Raw genomic sequence first — 17,204 nt, forward strand, 5'->3', positions numbered from 1 at the left:
CTTGCCCTCGTGCCCTCATTCAATGCGTTACGACATGTTTGGCACGGCCCTGTTGACGCTGCGAAGCCGACACCCGCTGCCCTTTCAGCCCCGTTTTCCGATGTGATGCTAATGTGCCGGGGCCCGACCGTTTCTGGGGCTTGGCTGCGTGCCGTCCTGGGCCGCGCGCCGATCCATTTCATTTGAATCCGAGGTTGCATCATGAATAGCCGTTGGCATGGGTTGTGTCTGGCACTGCTGCTCGCGCCTGCTGCAGGCTTTGCCGAGGATGGGCCTCCGGCACGATGCGAGCCGCGGGAGTCCTTCCCTGCCTTTGTCACGCACTTCAAGCAGGATGCTGAATTCCGCCAGTCCCGCATCGTGTTTCCACTGGCGGTGGGCAATGGCTCGGCCTTCGGAAAACCGGACATGGTGCTGCGCTCGGCCTATGTCGATCTGGAGTCCTTTCCGCTGATCACGCCCGAGCGCGAGGCGGAACTGGCCGGCAGCGAGGGTGAACTTTGCGAAACGACCTCCGCGCGCCTGGACAGCCGTGACTTCTTCCAGTCTTCCTGCGATACCGATGTCTACGGCCATCGCTATCACTTCGAGCGCGTGCAGGGCTGTTGGGCCTTGACCAAGGTTGAGCTCAGCGGGTCCTGAGTCGACGTCGCGGCTGGTCCTGCGCTTCTGTAGGTCCAGACTTGTCTGGACGCTCTCGGCGGGGTTTTGGGTCCAGCCAGTGCCCCAGGTAAGCGCAGCGCACCCCGGGCTTATTGCGAGGCATCCCCCGGTGCGCTGCGCTTACCCGGGCTACGTTCTGGCGAGGTGCTGAAAAAGGGTCCAGACGAGTCTGGACCCACAAGAGCCCGAAGCCCGTAGCCTTTCCCGTGCCCCGTGCCCCGTGCCCCGTGCCCCGTGCCCCGTGCCCCGTGCCCCGTGCCCCGTGCCCCGTGCCCCGTGCCCCGTGCCCCGTGCCCCGTGCCCCGTGGGTCAAGCTGCCAGCCTGATATCCCCATTCACCGCGCCCACGCAAGTCAGCACATAGCCATCAGCCAGTTCATCTGCGGACAGCCCGTCAGTCACCACCATGCTGACCGCGCCCGACAGGCAGCGCACCTTGCACTCGCCGCAATGGCCGGTGCGGCAGGCTGAAGCGACGGCGATGCCGCTGGCTTCGGCCAATTCCAGCAGGGATTCACTGCCGCTGGCCTGGATGGTCTTGCCGGAGGCGCTGAACTCGACGCGGCCACCGCTGCCGGAGACGCCCGAGCTGACATCGAAGCTTTCTTCGTGCAGCTGAGCCGGCGGCAGCCCGGCATCCCCGAGTAGCATGCGGGCGCTGGCCATGAAGCCTTCGGGGCCGCACAGGTAGACCTCGCGCTCGGCCAGATCGGGCGCAGCGCGCTTGAGCATGGCCGCGCTCAGGCGCCCGCGGGCGCCGCGCCAGCTGCTGCCCTCGGCTTCCTGGCTGAGTGAGATGCGCACCCGGGTGCCGGTGTGCTGCTTGCCCAACTGCTTGAGCTCGCGGGCGAAGATCAGTTCGGACTGGCGTCGGGCGACATGCAGGAAGACCACGTCCACTTCGGATTGCTTGTCGGCGATCCAGCGCGCCATCGACAGCATCGGCGTGATGCCGCTGCCGGCCGAGAGCAACAGCAGCTTCGGTCGCGGCCGGGGTGCGCAGCTGAATTCGCCGAAGGGGCCGCTCATGCGCACATCGTCGCCCACCTGCAGTTGATCGCAGATCCAGTTGGAAAACGGACCGGCGGCCACCCGCTTGACCGTGACTTCGAAGGTGTCGGGGCGGGTGGGGCTGGAGGACAGCGTGTAGGAACGGCACAGGCGCTGGCCGCCGATCTCGGCTTCGATGGTCACGAACTGGCCTGGACGATAGCGGCGCATATCGGCGCGATCGCAGCGGAAGCGGAAGGCCTTGCAGTCGTCTGTGAGGGTTTCGATCTCTACACAGCGGGCTTCGAACCACAGCGGTTGCGCCTCGGGCACTGGGAGATGGCGAGTCGGTGTCGTCGGTGTCTTCGGCACCAGGCGCTTGAGCGCGCTGGCCAGACCCGCCGAGCGCCCCGCCAGCAGATCGGGCACCACCCGCAATAGTTTGGGGCCCAGCAGCGTGGCGGCGGTGAGCACGCCCGACATCAGCGCCGAACCGACACCGCAGAACAAGATGTCCTGGCCGGTCAGATGCAGGCCCTTGATCGGCGTTTTCGGGGTCAGCCAACGCTGCGCAAAGCGATACGGACTGTGTTCCAGTCCATACAGCTCGCCGGCCGCGTAGTTGCTGAAATGCGCGGTGGACAGCGGTGTGGACAGCTCGAAGTGATCGACCTGCCCGCGCGCACCGGGGGCACGGCGGTAGATCTCGTCCAGCAGGCGCTCGGACAGCTGCGCCTTGAAATCCTCGTAATCGGCGCCGCGTTTCTTCCACGGCTGATCCTGCCAGTGCGAGAACCAGCTCCACGGGGCCGGGGCGATCACATCGATGGTGGAACGCCCCGGATAGTGACTATCCCAGGCCGGATCCTTGGCGCTGGGAAAGGAGAGGTACATCAGCGGGAAATCGCGGCTGGGCTTGGCCAGAAAGCGCGCGATCGAGGCATCGTGATCGTAGTCGCGATAGACCCAGAGGTTGGCCTGTTCCAGTCCCAGTTGCTGCCGCGTGCCCTTGAGACCCACATACAGACCCAGATGTCCGACCGAGCGCGGCAGTGCCTGTACCTTTTCCAGCATGTCGTTCTGCGCCGCCGCCTCTGGCGGCAACAGCCGTGACCAGGTGGTGTGCACACCCGCAGCACTGATCACCTGCGGACACAGGATATCGTCGCCGTTCAGCATGCGTACGCCCACGGCTCGGCCGCGCTGCACCAGAATCTGATCAACTTCGGCCCCCACCAGCACGGCGCCGCCGCTGGCTTCGATGGTGGGAATGATCTCGGCCGCGATTCGCGATGCGCCGCCGACCGGGAAGTTGGCGCCATCCAGATAGTGTTGGGCCACCAGCGCGTGCATGGCAAAACTCGATTGCTTCGGCGGCGCGCCGTAGTCGCCCCACTGACCCGCCAGCACCGCGGCGAGCTTGGGGTTGCGGGTGCAGCTGCTCAGCACTTCATGGGTGGTGCGGCCAAAGTAATCGCCACTCAATCGCCTGACCGCCGCGCCGGCGGCGCCCTGCAGCATGCCGGGCAGCAGGCGCTGACCGAAATGCCCGGCCACCGTGCCGCTGGCGCGGCGCACATGGGCCAGATAGGCATCGATGTCGGGGCCGGCCTCGGGAAAGTGCTGCAAGAGGCCGATCCGGAAGTTGCGCACGCCCGAGTGAAAATCGTAGGTGGCGTCCGGAAACACCATGCGATCGTAGACCGGGTCCATCTTCGCCCACTGCAATCGGCCGTCGGTGATGGTGTCGAAGACCCGGCGCATGGGCGAGTGCGGCTTGTGCACATCGCCGATGTAGTGCACGCCCACATCCCACTCATAGCCGCGACGCTTGAAGGAATGAGTGAAGCCGCCGGCGGTGTAATGACGCTCCAGCACCAGCACGCGCTTGCCGGTCTTGGCCAGCAGCGCGGCGCAGGTCAATCCGCCCAGGCCCGAGCCGATGACGACGGCATCAAAGGGCTGGGCGGCGATGTCAGGGTGGTAGCGGGTGCCGTTGATCATGGTCGGGTCCGGTTCGGGTGTAGTGGTGATGGTTCGTGCAGGCACTGGGTAGCGCATCAAGGTTCGCGGCTTTCTGTGGGAGCGGGCTCTGCCCGCGATAGGCGTGCTTGCCGACAGCGATCGCGGCTGAAGTCGCTCCCACAGTTACCGCCAACCGCGTTTCGCGGCTGAAGCCGCTCCCACAGCGGCAGCTCATGGCGGTGTGCGGGCTCATCGCCCCGATTCCGCCGGGTCGGGGTGGCGCATGCCCTCGCGGATCACCTGCATGGCGAGTTCCAGACGCGACTCGGCGCTGTGTGAGCCGGGGGCATAGCCGAACAGTTCCAGGCTGATCAGGCCGTGCAGCGTGCCCCACAGCACATGCGCCACCTGGGCGGCATCGCCGGCCGGAATCGCACCTTCGTCCATGCAGCGTCTGACACCGGCAACCAGCATCAGAAAAGCCTGCTTGCTGACCTCGCGACTGCGTGGCGCGGGATCGAATCCGGGTACGCAGCGGGTGAACATCAGCTGGTAGTAGGTGGGGTTGGCCACCGCCGACGCATGGTAGGCGCGGCCCAGCGCCATCACTTGTTGCATCGGATCGGCGTGCCTGGGCACGCGGGCCAGATCGGCGCGCAGCCGTTCGAAACCCTCGATGTAGAGCTCGTCGAGGATGGCCTGCTTGTCGCGGAAATGGGTGTACAGCACGATCGTCGAAGCGCCGATGCGCTGTGACAGCTTGCGCATCGACAGCGCATCCGGGCCGGATTCGGCCAGCAGCTGGCTGGCCTGGTCGAGGATGCTGCGGCGGGTCTCGCTGGCGGCAACGGTTTTCGGCAAAGGCGTGCTCATGGAATCTCAATAACACCGTTATGGCGGCAATATAACAGTGTTATGTTCCTTTGCACAGAGTCGGTGGCCGAGTGTGGTGTCGTGTTGCTGAGTGGAGGGCGCGGCGCTGCGGCGCCGGCTTGTGCCCCCTGCAAATCAAGAGCGGCCGCGCGGCCCTCCTCAAAGTCCGCAGCCCGCGCGTACCTTCGTGCGCGGGGCCACCGTGACGCTGATCCAGCTAGCCCGCATTTCTCACACCTGTTGCGGAAGATCGCGCAGGGCTTTGCGACTAGCGCAAGGCGCGACGACGAGGAATGGTGATTCCATGGCGAGGAGGAGCAACGCAGCGATAGTCGCAAAGAACCAGCGAGGTCCGCAAAGCGGGCAGATGCAGCCAAACACTCTGTGACTGGCGCGTGCCTCGGAATCGCCTTGTGCCACTAGAAGATTGGGGGCATCTGCTCGCGCAGGTGTGAGAAATGCGGGCTAGCGCTAATCGAAGCCGCTGATGTACATCCGGTCCGGCTGAAAGTCGATGCCGCCAGCGCCGCGTCCCTCGAAACCGGTCGGGACAATGGGTACCGCTACCATCGAAGGTGCCAATTCATCAATGGGCGCGCGCAGCAGGAAGGCTCGGGCGCGGTTGCCGGACAGATCAGGCGGGACCATGGTCACCTGGCAATGGTGAAGGAGTGGGGTCATTCGAAACCGTTGCCGAAGACAGCGTCACCGCCGGCGGTGCAGCTGCCGCCGCCAAGGGTTTTCAACGCAAAGCGAGAGGGCTCGGCGTCAGATGGCAGAGCCATCCATCGCGCCTGGGCCGCTACCGTGAACCGAGGCTCGACGGCTTCATCGTGCTCGGCGAGCTCGATCCTGGCGCCGTGAAGAGCGAAGCGCGCCGATGGTGGATCCGCCGCAAGACACATGGGCGCGATCAGCACGGCCATCAGCAAGGCCCTGGTGTGCTGCATTTCAGCGCTCCCGCACCGACGCGCCATGTACCTCAGCCCGGAGTTCGGCCAGCTTTTGCCGCAAGTCCTCGATGTCTGCCTGTTGCACCCGCTCGCGCGCGGAAAGTTCCTGCACCGCGCCGGCGAGCACAGCGCTCAGCCGATCGTATCTGACGCCCTCGACCTCGCCCTCGTCATTGCGGGTGATCAGGCGTTCATCCAGCGCCGCAACGTCCTCGGCGACAAAGCCGATGTCCGCCATTCCGCTGTCCTTCCAGGTGTAGGCCACGGGTCGCAAGCGGGCCACGGCATCCAGCCCCAGGTGCAGATCGTCGATGTCGTTCTTGTAGCGTGCACTGGAAGAGCAACTGGCGATCTGGTTGCTGGCATTGCGGCATAGCGTGGTGCTGCCGGCGCTGCCCAGCGTGTTCAGCGTGAGCTGACCGGTGCCAGCCAGGGTCATGCGCACCGAGTTGCCGGACAGGAACTGCAATCCGCTGGCTGAACTGGCGTACACCAGACCGGCCTCGTTGTTGTTGACCGTGCTCCGAAACACCAGTCCACGGCTGCTGCCGGCTGGCGTGGTCAGCACCAGAAAGGCATCGCCGTCGCTTTCGAAGCTGCCGATCACGTTGGCCGAGGGCGTGCTGCTGGGGGCCAGCCCGGAGTCGCCCCGGACCACATTGAAATAGCCGCGAGGAGACCTTGCACTGGTCTCGCTGCCGATCAGGCGCTGGAAAGTGGCGCCCTCGTCAACGCGAACAATGAAGCGGTTCGGGCCATTCGAATTGAACTGCGTGGCTTGTGCATCTGCCCACAGGAATGTGCCCTCATCGCCATCGGCGTCGCCGGACGACGGCGGCGGTCCGGCAACACACTCACCGGCGCCCGTTCCCCGTCGCACGCCTGCACGCATGCCGCCGGCCCAGCTGCCCGTGCCACCCGCGCAGTTGCCTTCGCCGCCACTGACGGTGCTGCTGACGCCCACCGCCGAATTGAAGATGCCACCGCCGACGCTGCCACTACTGGCCGAACTGCGATTGAAAGATCCACCCGCCACCACGCTGCTGTTCCCCGTCGCCTCGTTGTTCTGGCCGCCGCCGATGGTGCTGGTGGTCCCAGTCGCATCGTTACCCTCGCCGCCGGGAACGGTCGCCGACCTGCCACTGGCGACATTGGATTGGCCGCCGCCGATGGCGCTGGAGGCGCCGCTCGCGGTATTTCCCAGGCCGCCGGCCACGGTGGCATTGGGGCGGTCGATGGCGGTGCCGGCATTGTCTCCGGCCTGGTTCGAGTAGCCGCCGCCGACGCTGCCATAGGCGTCGGACACTCGATTGGGGCCCTCCTGAAAGAAGTCAGGGTCGCTGTTGCCGCTCGGTAGCCCACCGCCGGCGATGACCGCACCACGGGTGCCCGCAGTGATGGAGTTCGCCACACTCCCAGCCAGTGTGTTGGTGGTAATCGGCGCGCCGCCGAACAACACGGTGCTGGGTTCGATGCGCAGGCTCGGTACATTGCGGGTGCGCAGCACCAGCGGCTGGGCATCCGTGGTGCCGAGGAAGTCAGTGGCCCCGTTGGTACCGGCATTGCCCTGGGTATCCCAGCACACGCCCACCAGCGCCGACGAAGCATCAATACGCACGGGTTCTCCGATGGCGACAAAGCCGGCGCCGCCCGCGGCGACTTCCGTCTTCAGCTTCAGCGGCGCGGCCTGCTGCAATTCCGCAGCGAACTCCACCTCGACCGAGATCTGGCCTTGGCGGATATCCACACCGTAGAGCGTGACGGGTGCGACATGGATGCTGCCGTTCTCGCGCAACAGACTGAATCGAAGGTCGTACTGACCTTCGGCAGGCAGCCCGCGATCCCGGAGTTCGCCGCGGTAGCTGAGCTTCGATCCGGCGCAGGAATCGGAGGAAAAGCCCAGCGCGAGCGCGCAGATCAGGGCCGGTAGCAGGCGTGGAAACATGAGTTGCGCTCCTCTGCTGGCTTATTCGAAGCCGCTGCGGCCGAAGTACTCGACCACCGGAAAGGCAGCCAGGGATTGGCGGTTGGCGCCGGCGATGCTGCTGAAATTGCCGTGCGCAAGAAGGCGGTCGCCAAACACGGTCAGACCCAGAGACAGCGGCGGATTGGCAATCACCCAGTCCGGGTCGGCGCTGCCGCCGGCGCTGCGGACGAAGCGACTGATCGCATTGCTGCCTTTGATGTAGACCGAGTCGCGCGCCAGCGCCATGCTGTTGCCACCGACGAAGCCACGGTTGCAGGAAAAGTCCGGGTCCAGGCCACCCTGGGTGGCGATCAGCAGGCGCGCCGGGCCGCGGCACGTCTGGCCGTTGATGGTGCTGAAGCTGCCGTGCAGCCACAGGCCGCCCAACTCGTCGCTGAGCATGGCGCTGGGGATGACCGGCACGGTCGGGGCAAAGTCGCTGTCGATAGCCAGGGTATTGCTGTCGATGCGAACCACTCGGTTCACCGTGATGCCATTCAGAGTGCTGAAGTTCCCAGTCAGGAACAGGCTGTTGCTGGCGGCATCGCGGGCCATGAACAGGATCGATGCCCCCGCATTGGGCGTGAAGCGGAACGTCTGATCAATGCTGTCGGTGGCAAGATCCAGACGAGCGATGCTAGTCAGCTGTGGGGTAATTCCAGTGAGCACGAAATTGCCGAGCAGATAGGCATGATCGCCCTCGATGCGGATCTGCGCGATGCTGTTGCTGTAGGCAACAGGCGAGTAGCCGGGCACCGGATCGCCGGTCAGTCGATCCAGCTTGCGCAGCAAGCCAGCGTCGTCATCGGCGGCATAGACGGCGTCATTGGCGTAGGCCACCGCACTGTAACGGGTCGGGGCAGGCCGGAAGCCGCCATCGACGGCGCCGCTGGCCAGCAGCCGGATCAGACCCTGGCGCGAGACGCCATTGACCTTGAGGAAGGTGCCCTGCACATAGGTGCTGCCGGTGGCTGGATCGAAGGCCAGGTTGGCCACGTTTGCCGGCACCAGCGCTTCCGTCAACGCACTCAGGCCGTCGACGCTGCCATCGGCGTTGAGCGCTGCCAGACCCAGACGAATGGCCCCGAGCGACAGCTGCGATATCTGTCCGCCGACAAACAATCGACCGCCGCCGTCGCCGCTGATGAGGCTGAGCGGACCGCCGCTGCTGGTGCCTGTGACGTCGGCAAGGGGATTGAAGCTGAGGTCCAGCGTTGCGGTGCCGCCACTGGCTACCCTGCGCAAGCGACCCGTCGCGAAGTCGCCATTGCTGCTCACGTTCATGCCACCGCCGGTCACTCCCAGATAGACATGATTGCCGATGACCTTGATCAGTCGCGGCCCCGACGGATCAGGCGCGCTCACAATCTGCGGTGCCCAGTCCGCATCCACCGTTGCAGCGGCATCCAGTCCCAACTTGGCGAGGCGTGCGCGCGGCAGACCTTGAACCGCCGTGAACGCCCCGGACAGGTACAGGTGGTTGCCGTCGGTATCCATCCCCGTGATCGGAAAGACACCGCCAGTGCCGGTGATCAGCGGGTGCCAGGCATCAACCACAGCCGTCGCCGGCAGCAATCGGGCCAACCCGTCGCGCTCGCTGCCGTTGATGTTGGTGAAGCCGCCAGAGAGGTACAGAAACCCGTCGCCCGGCGCCAGCAGACGGGACACCGTGTTATCGGCGGTCGGAGTCCAAGCGGAATCCAGGCTGCCATCCAGATCCAGTCTCGCCAGCCGGGCGCGTGGCTGGCCATTGATGGCACTGAAGGTGCCAGCCAGATAAATCACATCGTCGAGGATCAGGATGTCGAGGATGCTGCCGGTCGGGTTGGATGTGGCGAAAGACGGATCAAGAGTGCCACCGGCCTGCAGTCGCACCAGCGCGTCGTTGACACCGGCGCTGCGCAGCGCATAGACACGGCCACTGCTGTCCTGGGCAAATCGGTCCGCATTGGGCCGGGCGCACTGGAAACTGCCATCAGCGGAGCCGTCAGGCAGCAGTCGCCCGCAGCCATTCGCGACGATTTCACCCAGGCGCTGGAAACTGCCGCCGACCAGGATGCGCCCATCGCTCATGCGCGACAGCACATTCACGGTGCCGCCCACCACCGGATCGATATTCGGCGTGGCCAGGGCCGGGATATTGGTTTGCGCCTGCAACAGGGAGCCGCCCAGCACTGCCGCGCTCACAGCCAGCGTTCGAACCCACCTGAGATTGCGAGTCATGCCATGTCTCCGTCGGTGCTGCCGTCATTGATCGGATCGACCATCGCCTCAGCTCCCCGAGGGCGTGCAAACCACGCTGAGATCGTCGACGACGAAATTGGAGGTGCCGCTGCCGCCGGGGTTGATGTATTCGAACTCGATCAGATGGCTTTGGCCGTTGGCGAAGCTGCTGAGATCGACGGTGCGCGCGATGTAGTCGGCCTCGGCGCTGCTGGGCTCGTTGAAGGTACGCACCGTGCTGCCGTCGATCTTGACCCGCAGCTCGGCGTCGAAGGGCGCGGTGACGCGGCCGCGACGCAGGAAGAAGTTCAGATGTCGTGGGGCGCCCACAGGCAGCACCACGCTCTGGCTCAAGGTCGAGGTCTCGGCGCCGTTGAAGCCGCCGAACCAGGCCCAGAAGGCGCCGCTGCGCGGCAGCGCGGTGTTGCCGTCGTTGGGGCAGAAGTTGCTGTGGCAGATGGCGGTACCGAAATTGGTCGAGGTCGAGATCCAGATGGTGCTGGCGCCGGTATTGGGATTGCTGGCTTCCAGCCCGCCATCGGCCAGGGCGTCGGCCGGCGTGCAGGTGGGCGGCGCGTTGCCCTCGAAGCCGTTGGCAAAGATGGCATCGGGAGCCACGGTGGCAGCCGGGCAGCTGAGCGACCAGACGCGGGCTACGGCAGCGCCTCCCAGCGGCGTTTCATCGCAGCTGAGCACGGCCTGCGAACTGGAAGCGCCGCGCTGACAGCTCAGCGCCAGATTGCCGCTGCTGGTGCCCACATTGAACACGCCCCCGGCCGGCGTGATCTGCACCGCGCCGAAGGCGCTGGCACCGCTGCCACTGATCTGGCAATTGCCGATGCTGGTGCTGCCGGAGCCGCTGGCACCCGTGGCACTGATGCTGATCGCCGCATTGGCGCTGCCCGCGCCGCCGCCCGGAAAGACCGGGCCGCTGCCCGGCGTCGCCAGGGTGCCGGCGGCCGGCGTGTAGCTCAGTGTGGGATTGCTGTTGCCGCCACCGGTGCTCTGGGTACAGTTGGGCCAATGGCAGGGAAAGGCGGCGCTGTGATCGAGCAGCGCCTGGTATTTGGGCGCGGTGAGGACATCCTGATCCTGGAACTCCAGCAAACCCCAGCGACCGAAGGGTCCGTAGCGACCGGTGGTGTAGAAATGCGCGAACTCATCGCCGTTCTGGCGCCAGTTCGACCAGTAGGTCTCATAGATGGCTTCCATGCGCGAGCTGCGATTGGCGGCATCGAAGATCGTGTTGCAGGTGTTGTTGAAGGTGAATCCAGCGATGCCCGCCAGATGCTGGCCGCCTTCGTAGGCCACATGGCGCATTCCCGGGAAGTTGCTGTTGACCATGGCCCGGCTGGCGCTCATGAAGCCCACGGCGCGGGTCATGCCCTCGGTCGAAAAATGATCCAGGAAGGCATCGACATTGGCATAGACCGCAGGGCTGGTGTCCGGATTGATGCCATTGTCCGGCGTGCAGTATTCGGTGCCGATGTAGGGCGCGCTGGCGTAGACATCGGTGCGGCTGGCCACGGTGAAGCTCTGGCCGCTGACGTTGCGGGCCATCACCTGGCGGCCCAGATCCGGGTTGGCCGCCTGCGCGGCGATGACCCGCACCAATCGAGTACCGGCCGAGGCGCCGAATACGGTCGCAAAGCGGTCGAAGATCTCGATCGAGCGATCGCCCCAGGCCCGCACCAGGGCCTCGAAACAGGGCGCCTGCGCCGCGCCCAGCGAGAAGGTGTTGGGATCGCGCTCGCAGGCAATGCCATTGCCGGGAATGCCATCGTTCTGGCAGCCGGCGGCAATATCGGGAAAGCCCGGGCAGAACTGGCGCGGGATCTCGACATTCTGCGAGAAGATGCCGTTCCAGTTCTCGTTGCCGTACTCCAGATAGATCTTGCGATCGCTGGCGAAGTTGTCGCGCAGCACCGTGGCGAAGTTGTCGATGAAGGCGTCGCTGGCCAGATGTGGCAGATTGATCCAGATATCGCTGCGCAAGCGATTGCCCAGCGCTGCCAGGATCTGCGGTGGCACCCGGTGCCAGAAAGCGCTGGTCGGCGTCGGATAGTCGGAGACGTTCACCACTGGCGAACTGTTGGTCTCCATCCAGTCCATGTAGCGCAGCAAGCGGAAGGGTTCGTAGTTGCGCAGAAAGCGCGGTTGGAACAGTTGCGCCTCGGCCACGCCGGGACTGGTGAACAGCGAGCAAGTGCCGCCGCCGGCGCAGGGATTGCTGGCATCGCAGCTGCGGCGATCGTCGTTGCTGCAGACGCCGCCGGGCGGCAGGATCTGCACGTCGCGCAAGGGATTGCCCGGCGTGGTTGCGGTGAGCCGCAGGCCGATGTTGTTGCCGCTGCTGCTGGCCAGGTTGGCGACAATCTCGCCGCTGCTCTGGCTGACTTGACTCATGCCCAGCAGCTGCAGCGTGCCCTGGCCGGCGAAGCGGATGGTGTAGTTACCCGGCGCCAGCCGACCGGGTGTGCCGCCGGCATGGACGATGGTGGTGAGCACCTGATTCGGCAGCAGGCTGGTGGGATAGCCATCGGCGTCGACATTGATCGTCACCGGACAGGCATTGGGCGCCAGACAGACCGGATTGCCCCCGGGGTCACGGCAGTCGAAGCAGCCATTGGCGTTGCCCGGAATCCAGTCACGGGATGATTTCATCAGGTTGACGAAGGGGAATTCGTCGCTGAAGTCATTGACGGCGTTGAGATTGGCGCCCAGTGGAGCATCGGGATTGGTGCCGGCGCTGAGCAGAGGGCACCAGGCGACCGAGAAGGCGAGCGACAGAATGCGCAGTTTCGCCGACTGACAACGGGTTGACTTCATGGGCAGCATTCCCGGTACGCCTCGAAAGGGCGATGCCAGAATGCTGGGACCGGGGGGGCTCGTTGTGTACCCAAGAACAGGGGTAGGGGGCACTCAGATGGCTCGCGGCAAGGCGCGAGGCCCTTCCCAAACGCTGCGTACAGGTCGCTCCGCAACCGCCACCGAGGCCCGCCGGTGGTGGTTGCGAAGGGAGCTCAGTCGAACCGCCTACTCAAAGCCATCTGCAAACACCACGGCTGTGGTCGGCAGAGTCACGTTGTAGGTGCACGCAGAATACGGGGCGCTGCTGCCACCACTGGTGTAGTTGGCAAACAAGGTGTGCACCACTGCGGGCGGGAAGTTCACGGCAGCCGCATTCAAGACCGCCTGGGCTGCATCATTCTGACGGGAAGAGCCGTTGGTCATGGCAATGCCCATCAAGACGGCCTTGTCCGCGGTCTGCTGCCCGAGGGAGTTGAAATTCAGCATGTTGCAGGAGGCCCAGTACTGCCCCGGCGTGTGCAAACCACTCCCCAGATTTCCAGCAGCGTAGCTGTGCTGCAGATGCCAGTTGGTGACCCGACCCGGCCAGAAATTGTTGTGGCCGTCCCAGCTGAACATCCAGAAGTACTCAGGCGTGTTGGATGCCCAATGGTTGAAAGCGCGGCTGTAGGACATCGCCAGATAGTCGCCCAGACCTTCCGACAGACCGTCATTGCTCAGATTCGACAGGCCGCCATTGGTCAGCCAGTAGTGGACGCCGTGTCCAAGTTCGTGGATGACCACGTCGGCGTCCTCCGCATCGTCGACGCCACCATCGCCAAAGGCGAGGCGGCTGGTACCACCAAGGAAGTGCGAATTGTCATCGCCATTGAGCCCATGGGCATCAAATTGCACGCCGCCGACATAAGGCGGGCGCACGTCCAAGCCCAGGGTGTCGTTGAGGTAGCGCATGTAAGTATCAATGTGGAAGTACACATGCGCCGGCTCGAAACGATCATCGCTGCGCGAATTGACCACAAAATCGGCAGTGGGCGAAGTCGGACAGTCATTGGCGCTGTTCGGTGCCTCATGATCTACGCATGCGGCCCAAGGGCCCTTCAGCTCATAAACGCCGCCGTTCAGTGTCAGATCGCGCAGGACTATCGGCTTGATTTCAGCCAGCAACTGCGGCGAATCCTGGTCATTGTTGTCACCGTATCCGGCAACCGTATATTGGGTCTGCGCGGTTGACAGCGGGTCTGGGTTGAAGGCGCGACCCGCGGCATCCAGATGTAGGGTCTGGTCCTCTGCACGCACGATTTCACCGCTTTGAGCATCGATCAGCACCTCGAGATCACGGTAGGGTGCTTCGCCAGTCACCAATTGCACTCGCCAGACCAATGTCGTCTGATCTCCGGCGTAAATCATCTGTTCGGCGCGTTCCAGTTGTGCCGTCGCTCGGGCCCCGGCCCAGGCGCGGGCGCTGGCGATGGCATCGCCGGCCTTGACCGTGTAGTTCAGGTCCACTTCGCTCAGGCCGGGTTCCACGCCATTGGCAACGAACAGGATCTGGCCATCCTTGGCAACGCTGACGGCAGTATCGCCGCCCCACACCGGCAAGCCCTGATGGGTCTGCTGAAAGCGCACCACATCCATGCGTCCCATTGAGCGCACATGGGTCAGCGACATTGTTGCCGAACTACTGGCTTCCAATCCCAGGGAAGGGCCAGCGGAGTTCAGGTACTCGCGCGCCATGGCTTCAGGCGTGCCCTGCTGGGCGCGAAAATCGGGCTGGTAAACGGCGAGCAAGCGGCCATCGGCTGCGCGGCGACCCACGGCGTCGATGATGCCGGCGTCCTGTGCCTTGACGCCAAGATCCGGGATTCTGGTGAAATCGGGCTTTGCGGCTCCGACCGTCGCGGATATCGCCAACAGGCAAGCAATGGTGAGCGCTCTTTTCATGGGTCGCCTAGCGGGAAAAAGGGGAGGCGTAGTCTACGACAGCCGGCGTTAAGCCCCCGTCCAACCAAAGTCGCATGGCGACTCCGCCGATCGTCAACAGACCCCCCCTGCACATCGGGCGGCACACTGCGGCTTGCCGCGCCAACGCTCAGCCCACAGTGGTTGCTGAAACTGCAGGCTCCTCAGCTGTGCGCTCACTCAAAGCCATTGCCGAACAGGTTGTCCGGTAGCTGGACTGCGGCGGGGGTAGCCAGCAGGATTCCGCGGGCGCCGCTGACGCCGGCGCTCAACTGCCAGTCCTGGGCATTGGTTTCCACGGCGACAAGGGTGCCATCCGGGCTGACCTCTCCGGCGCTGACGGTGGCCTGGGGCGAGCGCGCTTGCCGTCCATCCGGGTCCACGCTGACCAGCGTGGTCAGGCCGCTCGTCAGATCGCGCCGAAACACATCGTTGAGATTGTTGCTGTCGCCGGCCACCAGATTGCTGGAACCGGACAGGAAGCTCACGATCTGGCCGTCGGCGCTGATCGAGGGCACACTGCAGGTGCCGTTGCCCAGCTCATTCGAACTGCTGACCGAGACCAGGGTGGTACTGCCCTGGCTCACATCGCGCACGAAGATGTCGGTGCGCGCGTTGTTGTCGCCGCTGACCAGATTGGTCGCTGCAGAGGAAAAGGCAATGCGGTTGCCGTCGGCCGAGATCGCCGACACGAAGCTGTTGCCGTCGCCTTGGGCGCCAGCGCTGGATTGGCTGATCAGTATCGTCTGACCGGTCTGGCGATCGTGCCGGAAGATGTCCTGGAAGCCGCCGACGTCGCCAGCGACCAGATTGCTGGCCAGCGAGGAGAACACCACGTAGCGACCGTTGGCCGAGACGACGGGAAAGTCGCTCAAGCCGTTGGCTTGCGTGCCGAGCGAATCGACGCTGACCCGCGACGTGGTGCCCGCGCTGCGATCGCGCACGAAGATGTCCAGCGCCGCGTTGCTGTCGCCGGCCACCAGGTTGTTCTGATTGGAGACGAAGGCAATGACCTGACCATCATCACTCACCGTGGGCAGCCGGGTCTGGGTTCCTCCCAGGCCCTGCACACCGCCAGGACCGAGGTTCACCCGTTCCAGCGGACCGCCATCGGTGTCCTTCCAGAACACATCGAAGGTGCCGTTGTTGTCGCCAGCCACCAGGTTGGTCGTGGCCGAACGAAAGACGATGTAGCGCCCGTCACTGCTCATCGCCGGTTCGAAGGCCGCGCTGAGGGCCGGATTGCCTTGGAGGTCTGCGCTGATCAGCACGGCTTGGTTGCTGCTGCGTTCGATCCGCACGATCTGGGTGGTTTGCAGTGCCAGCGTACCCAGATTTGTCGCCTCGGTTTCGGTGACCAGCACGCCGCCATCCGCCGACAGCCGTCGCTGACCCCGGTTGGACAGGATCGAGTCGCCATTGGCAGGTGCGGGGAAGGGCCCGCTGCTGTCGGCCAGGCTGACCCGCTCGGTGCTGGCACCGAGCAGATCGCGGACGAACTCGTCGCCCAGGTTGTTGCTGTCGCCACCGACGAGATCGGTGCTGGTGGAGAAGAAGGCGACGACCTGTCCATTGCCAGACAAGCTGGCACTGAGCTCCGCGTTATTGCCGTTGTTGCCGCTGTTGCTCACGCTCACCAGGGTGGTGGTCTGCAGATCCAGATCGCGCAGATAGACCTGCGTGAAGGCGGTGCTGCCACCTGTCGCCAGATCGCCGCGTGACTGGAAGGCGATGCGCTGACCGTTGCGCGAGATCGACGGGCGCTCGCTGCGCTCGCTGGTCTGCGCGCCACCGGCGTCCACGCTGATGCGAGTCAGCACCCCCGTTGCCACGCTGACGGCATAGATGTCCTCGACGCCATTGCTGTCGCCGGCATCGAGATTGCTGGCGGTGGTTTCAAACACCACCCGCGTACCATTGCCGGCGATCACGCTGTTGCGCACCGCGGAGTTGGCGGCCGTCCCTGCCAGCTGGCTCAGCCGGGTCGTCTGGCCCAGCTGGCGATCGCGCACATAGAGCTGGCTGTTGCCGTTGCCCGGTGTCGCCACCAGATCATTGGCAGCCGACTCGAAGGCCACGAAACGGCCATCGTCGGACACCGTGGCATTGCCGCTGCCACCGGTCGACGCGGTGCCACCGGGAGTCACGCTGATGCGTTCGACGACGCCGCTGTTGCGGTCCAGCAGATAGACGTGCTGGCCGCCGAGATGATTGGCCGCCAGGTTGGTGGCAGAGGATTCGAACACCACAAAGCGTCCATCGCCCGACAGGCTGGGATTGCTGACCGCGTCATTCGGCTCAGCGCCGCCGATGCCCACAACCAGGCGCGTGGTGATTCCGGTAGAGACCTGATGCAGGAACACATCGCTGGCCAGGTTGGTATCCCCATCCACCAGATCGAACTGCCGCGAGGAGAACACCACCAGATCGCCGTTGGCGGAGATGGCAGCAGCCACTGCCGAGACCGCATCGCCACTGCGCCCCTGGGCGCCGTTCGAGCGCACATTGACGCGGCGGGTGGTGCCGAGCAGGCGGTCACGCAGGAACACATCGATGTTGTTGTTGTAGTCACCTGCAACCAGATTCTTGGCAACGCTCAGAAACAGCACATGACGGCCATCGTCGCTGATGCGTGGGTGACAGCAGGGCTCCGAGAGGTTGGTGTCTGCAGCCTGCAGCCCGAACTGGCTGGGGCTGGCATAGGTCAGCGCTTCGAGCTGGCTGGTCTGGGCCCAGGCGGCTGGAGTGACGGCCAGGAGACTGATCAACAGGCAGAGCGGGGCTTTCGGCAAGGCAATCAT

10 protein-coding genes are annotated in these 17,204 nt (G+C 64.8%); 1 reads left to right on the plus strand and 9 read right to left on the minus strand.

Annotated features, from left to right (window positions below):
- The first annotated feature begins 201 nt into the window (after positions 1 to 201).
- Entirely contained in the window at positions 202 to 642 is a 441-nt protein-coding gene (locus tag H7A19_02065; protein ID MCP5473606.1) for a hypothetical protein, read from the plus strand.
- A 330-nt stretch (positions 643 to 972) separates the two neighbouring features.
- Here H7A19_02065 and H7A19_02070 read toward each other — a convergent pair whose 3' ends face one another.
- From H7A19_02070 to H7A19_02110, 9 genes are all read right to left on the minus strand, one after another.
- Positions 973 to 3,714: an FAD-dependent oxidoreductase gene (locus H7A19_02070; GenBank protein MCP5473607.1), complete on the minus strand. Its 2,742-nt coding sequence runs from the start codon at positions 3,712 to 3,714 to the stop codon at positions 973 to 975.
- A gap of 153 nt (positions 3,715 to 3,867) precedes the next feature.
- Positions 3,868 to 4,491 carry a TetR/AcrR family transcriptional regulator gene (locus tag H7A19_02075; GenBank protein ID MCP5473608.1) on the minus strand — a complete coding sequence of 208 codons (624 nt, stop codon included), beginning with the start codon at positions 4,489 to 4,491 and terminating at the stop codon, positions 3,868 to 3,870.
- Between the two features lie 471 nt (positions 4,492 to 4,962).
- Complete coding sequence (locus H7A19_02080) at positions 4,963 to 5,172, minus strand: hypothetical protein (protein MCP5473609.1); 210 nt, start codon at positions 5,170 to 5,172, stop codon at positions 4,963 to 4,965.
- Positions 5,169 to 5,441 carry a hypothetical protein gene (locus H7A19_02085; protein MCP5473610.1) on the minus strand — a complete coding sequence of 91 codons (273 nt, stop codon included), beginning with the start codon at positions 5,439 to 5,441 and terminating at the stop codon, positions 5,169 to 5,171. Before H7A19_02085 ends, H7A19_02080 begins: the two co-directional genes overlap by 4 nt.
- Position 5,442: 1 nt before the next feature.
- The gene (locus H7A19_02090; protein MCP5473611.1) at positions 5,443 to 7,389 is read right to left on the minus strand and encodes a tail fiber domain-containing protein; all 1,947 of its coding nucleotides are present in this window, start codon (positions 7,387 to 7,389) and stop codon (positions 5,443 to 5,445) included.
- Between the two features lie 21 nt (positions 7,390 to 7,410).
- Positions 7,411 to 9,633, minus strand: coding sequence for a delta-60 repeat domain-containing protein (locus tag H7A19_02095; protein MCP5473612.1), 2,223 nt, complete (start codon positions 9,631 to 9,633; stop codon positions 7,411 to 7,413).
- A 48-nt stretch (positions 9,634 to 9,681) separates the two neighbouring features.
- Positions 9,682 to 12,462: a hypothetical protein gene (locus H7A19_02100; GenBank protein MCP5473613.1), complete on the minus strand. Its 2,781-nt coding sequence runs from the start codon at positions 12,460 to 12,462 to the stop codon at positions 9,682 to 9,684.
- Positions 12,463 to 12,669: 207 nt separating this feature from the next.
- The gene (locus H7A19_02105) at positions 12,670 to 14,385 is read right to left on the minus strand and encodes a peptidase (protein ID MCP5473614.1); all 1,716 of its coding nucleotides are present in this window, start codon (positions 14,383 to 14,385) and stop codon (positions 12,670 to 12,672) included.
- Positions 14,386 to 14,579: 194 nt separating this feature from the next.
- On the minus strand, positions 14,580 to 17,204 hold the full coding sequence (locus H7A19_02110; GenBank protein MCP5473615.1) for a PD40 domain-containing protein: 2,625 nt from the start codon (positions 17,202 to 17,204) through the stop codon (positions 14,580 to 14,582).

Source organism: Rhodanobacteraceae bacterium (assembly GCA_024234055.1).
In the GTDB taxonomy this organism is placed as follows: domain Bacteria; phylum Pseudomonadota; class Gammaproteobacteria; order Xanthomonadales; family SZUA-5; genus JADKFD01.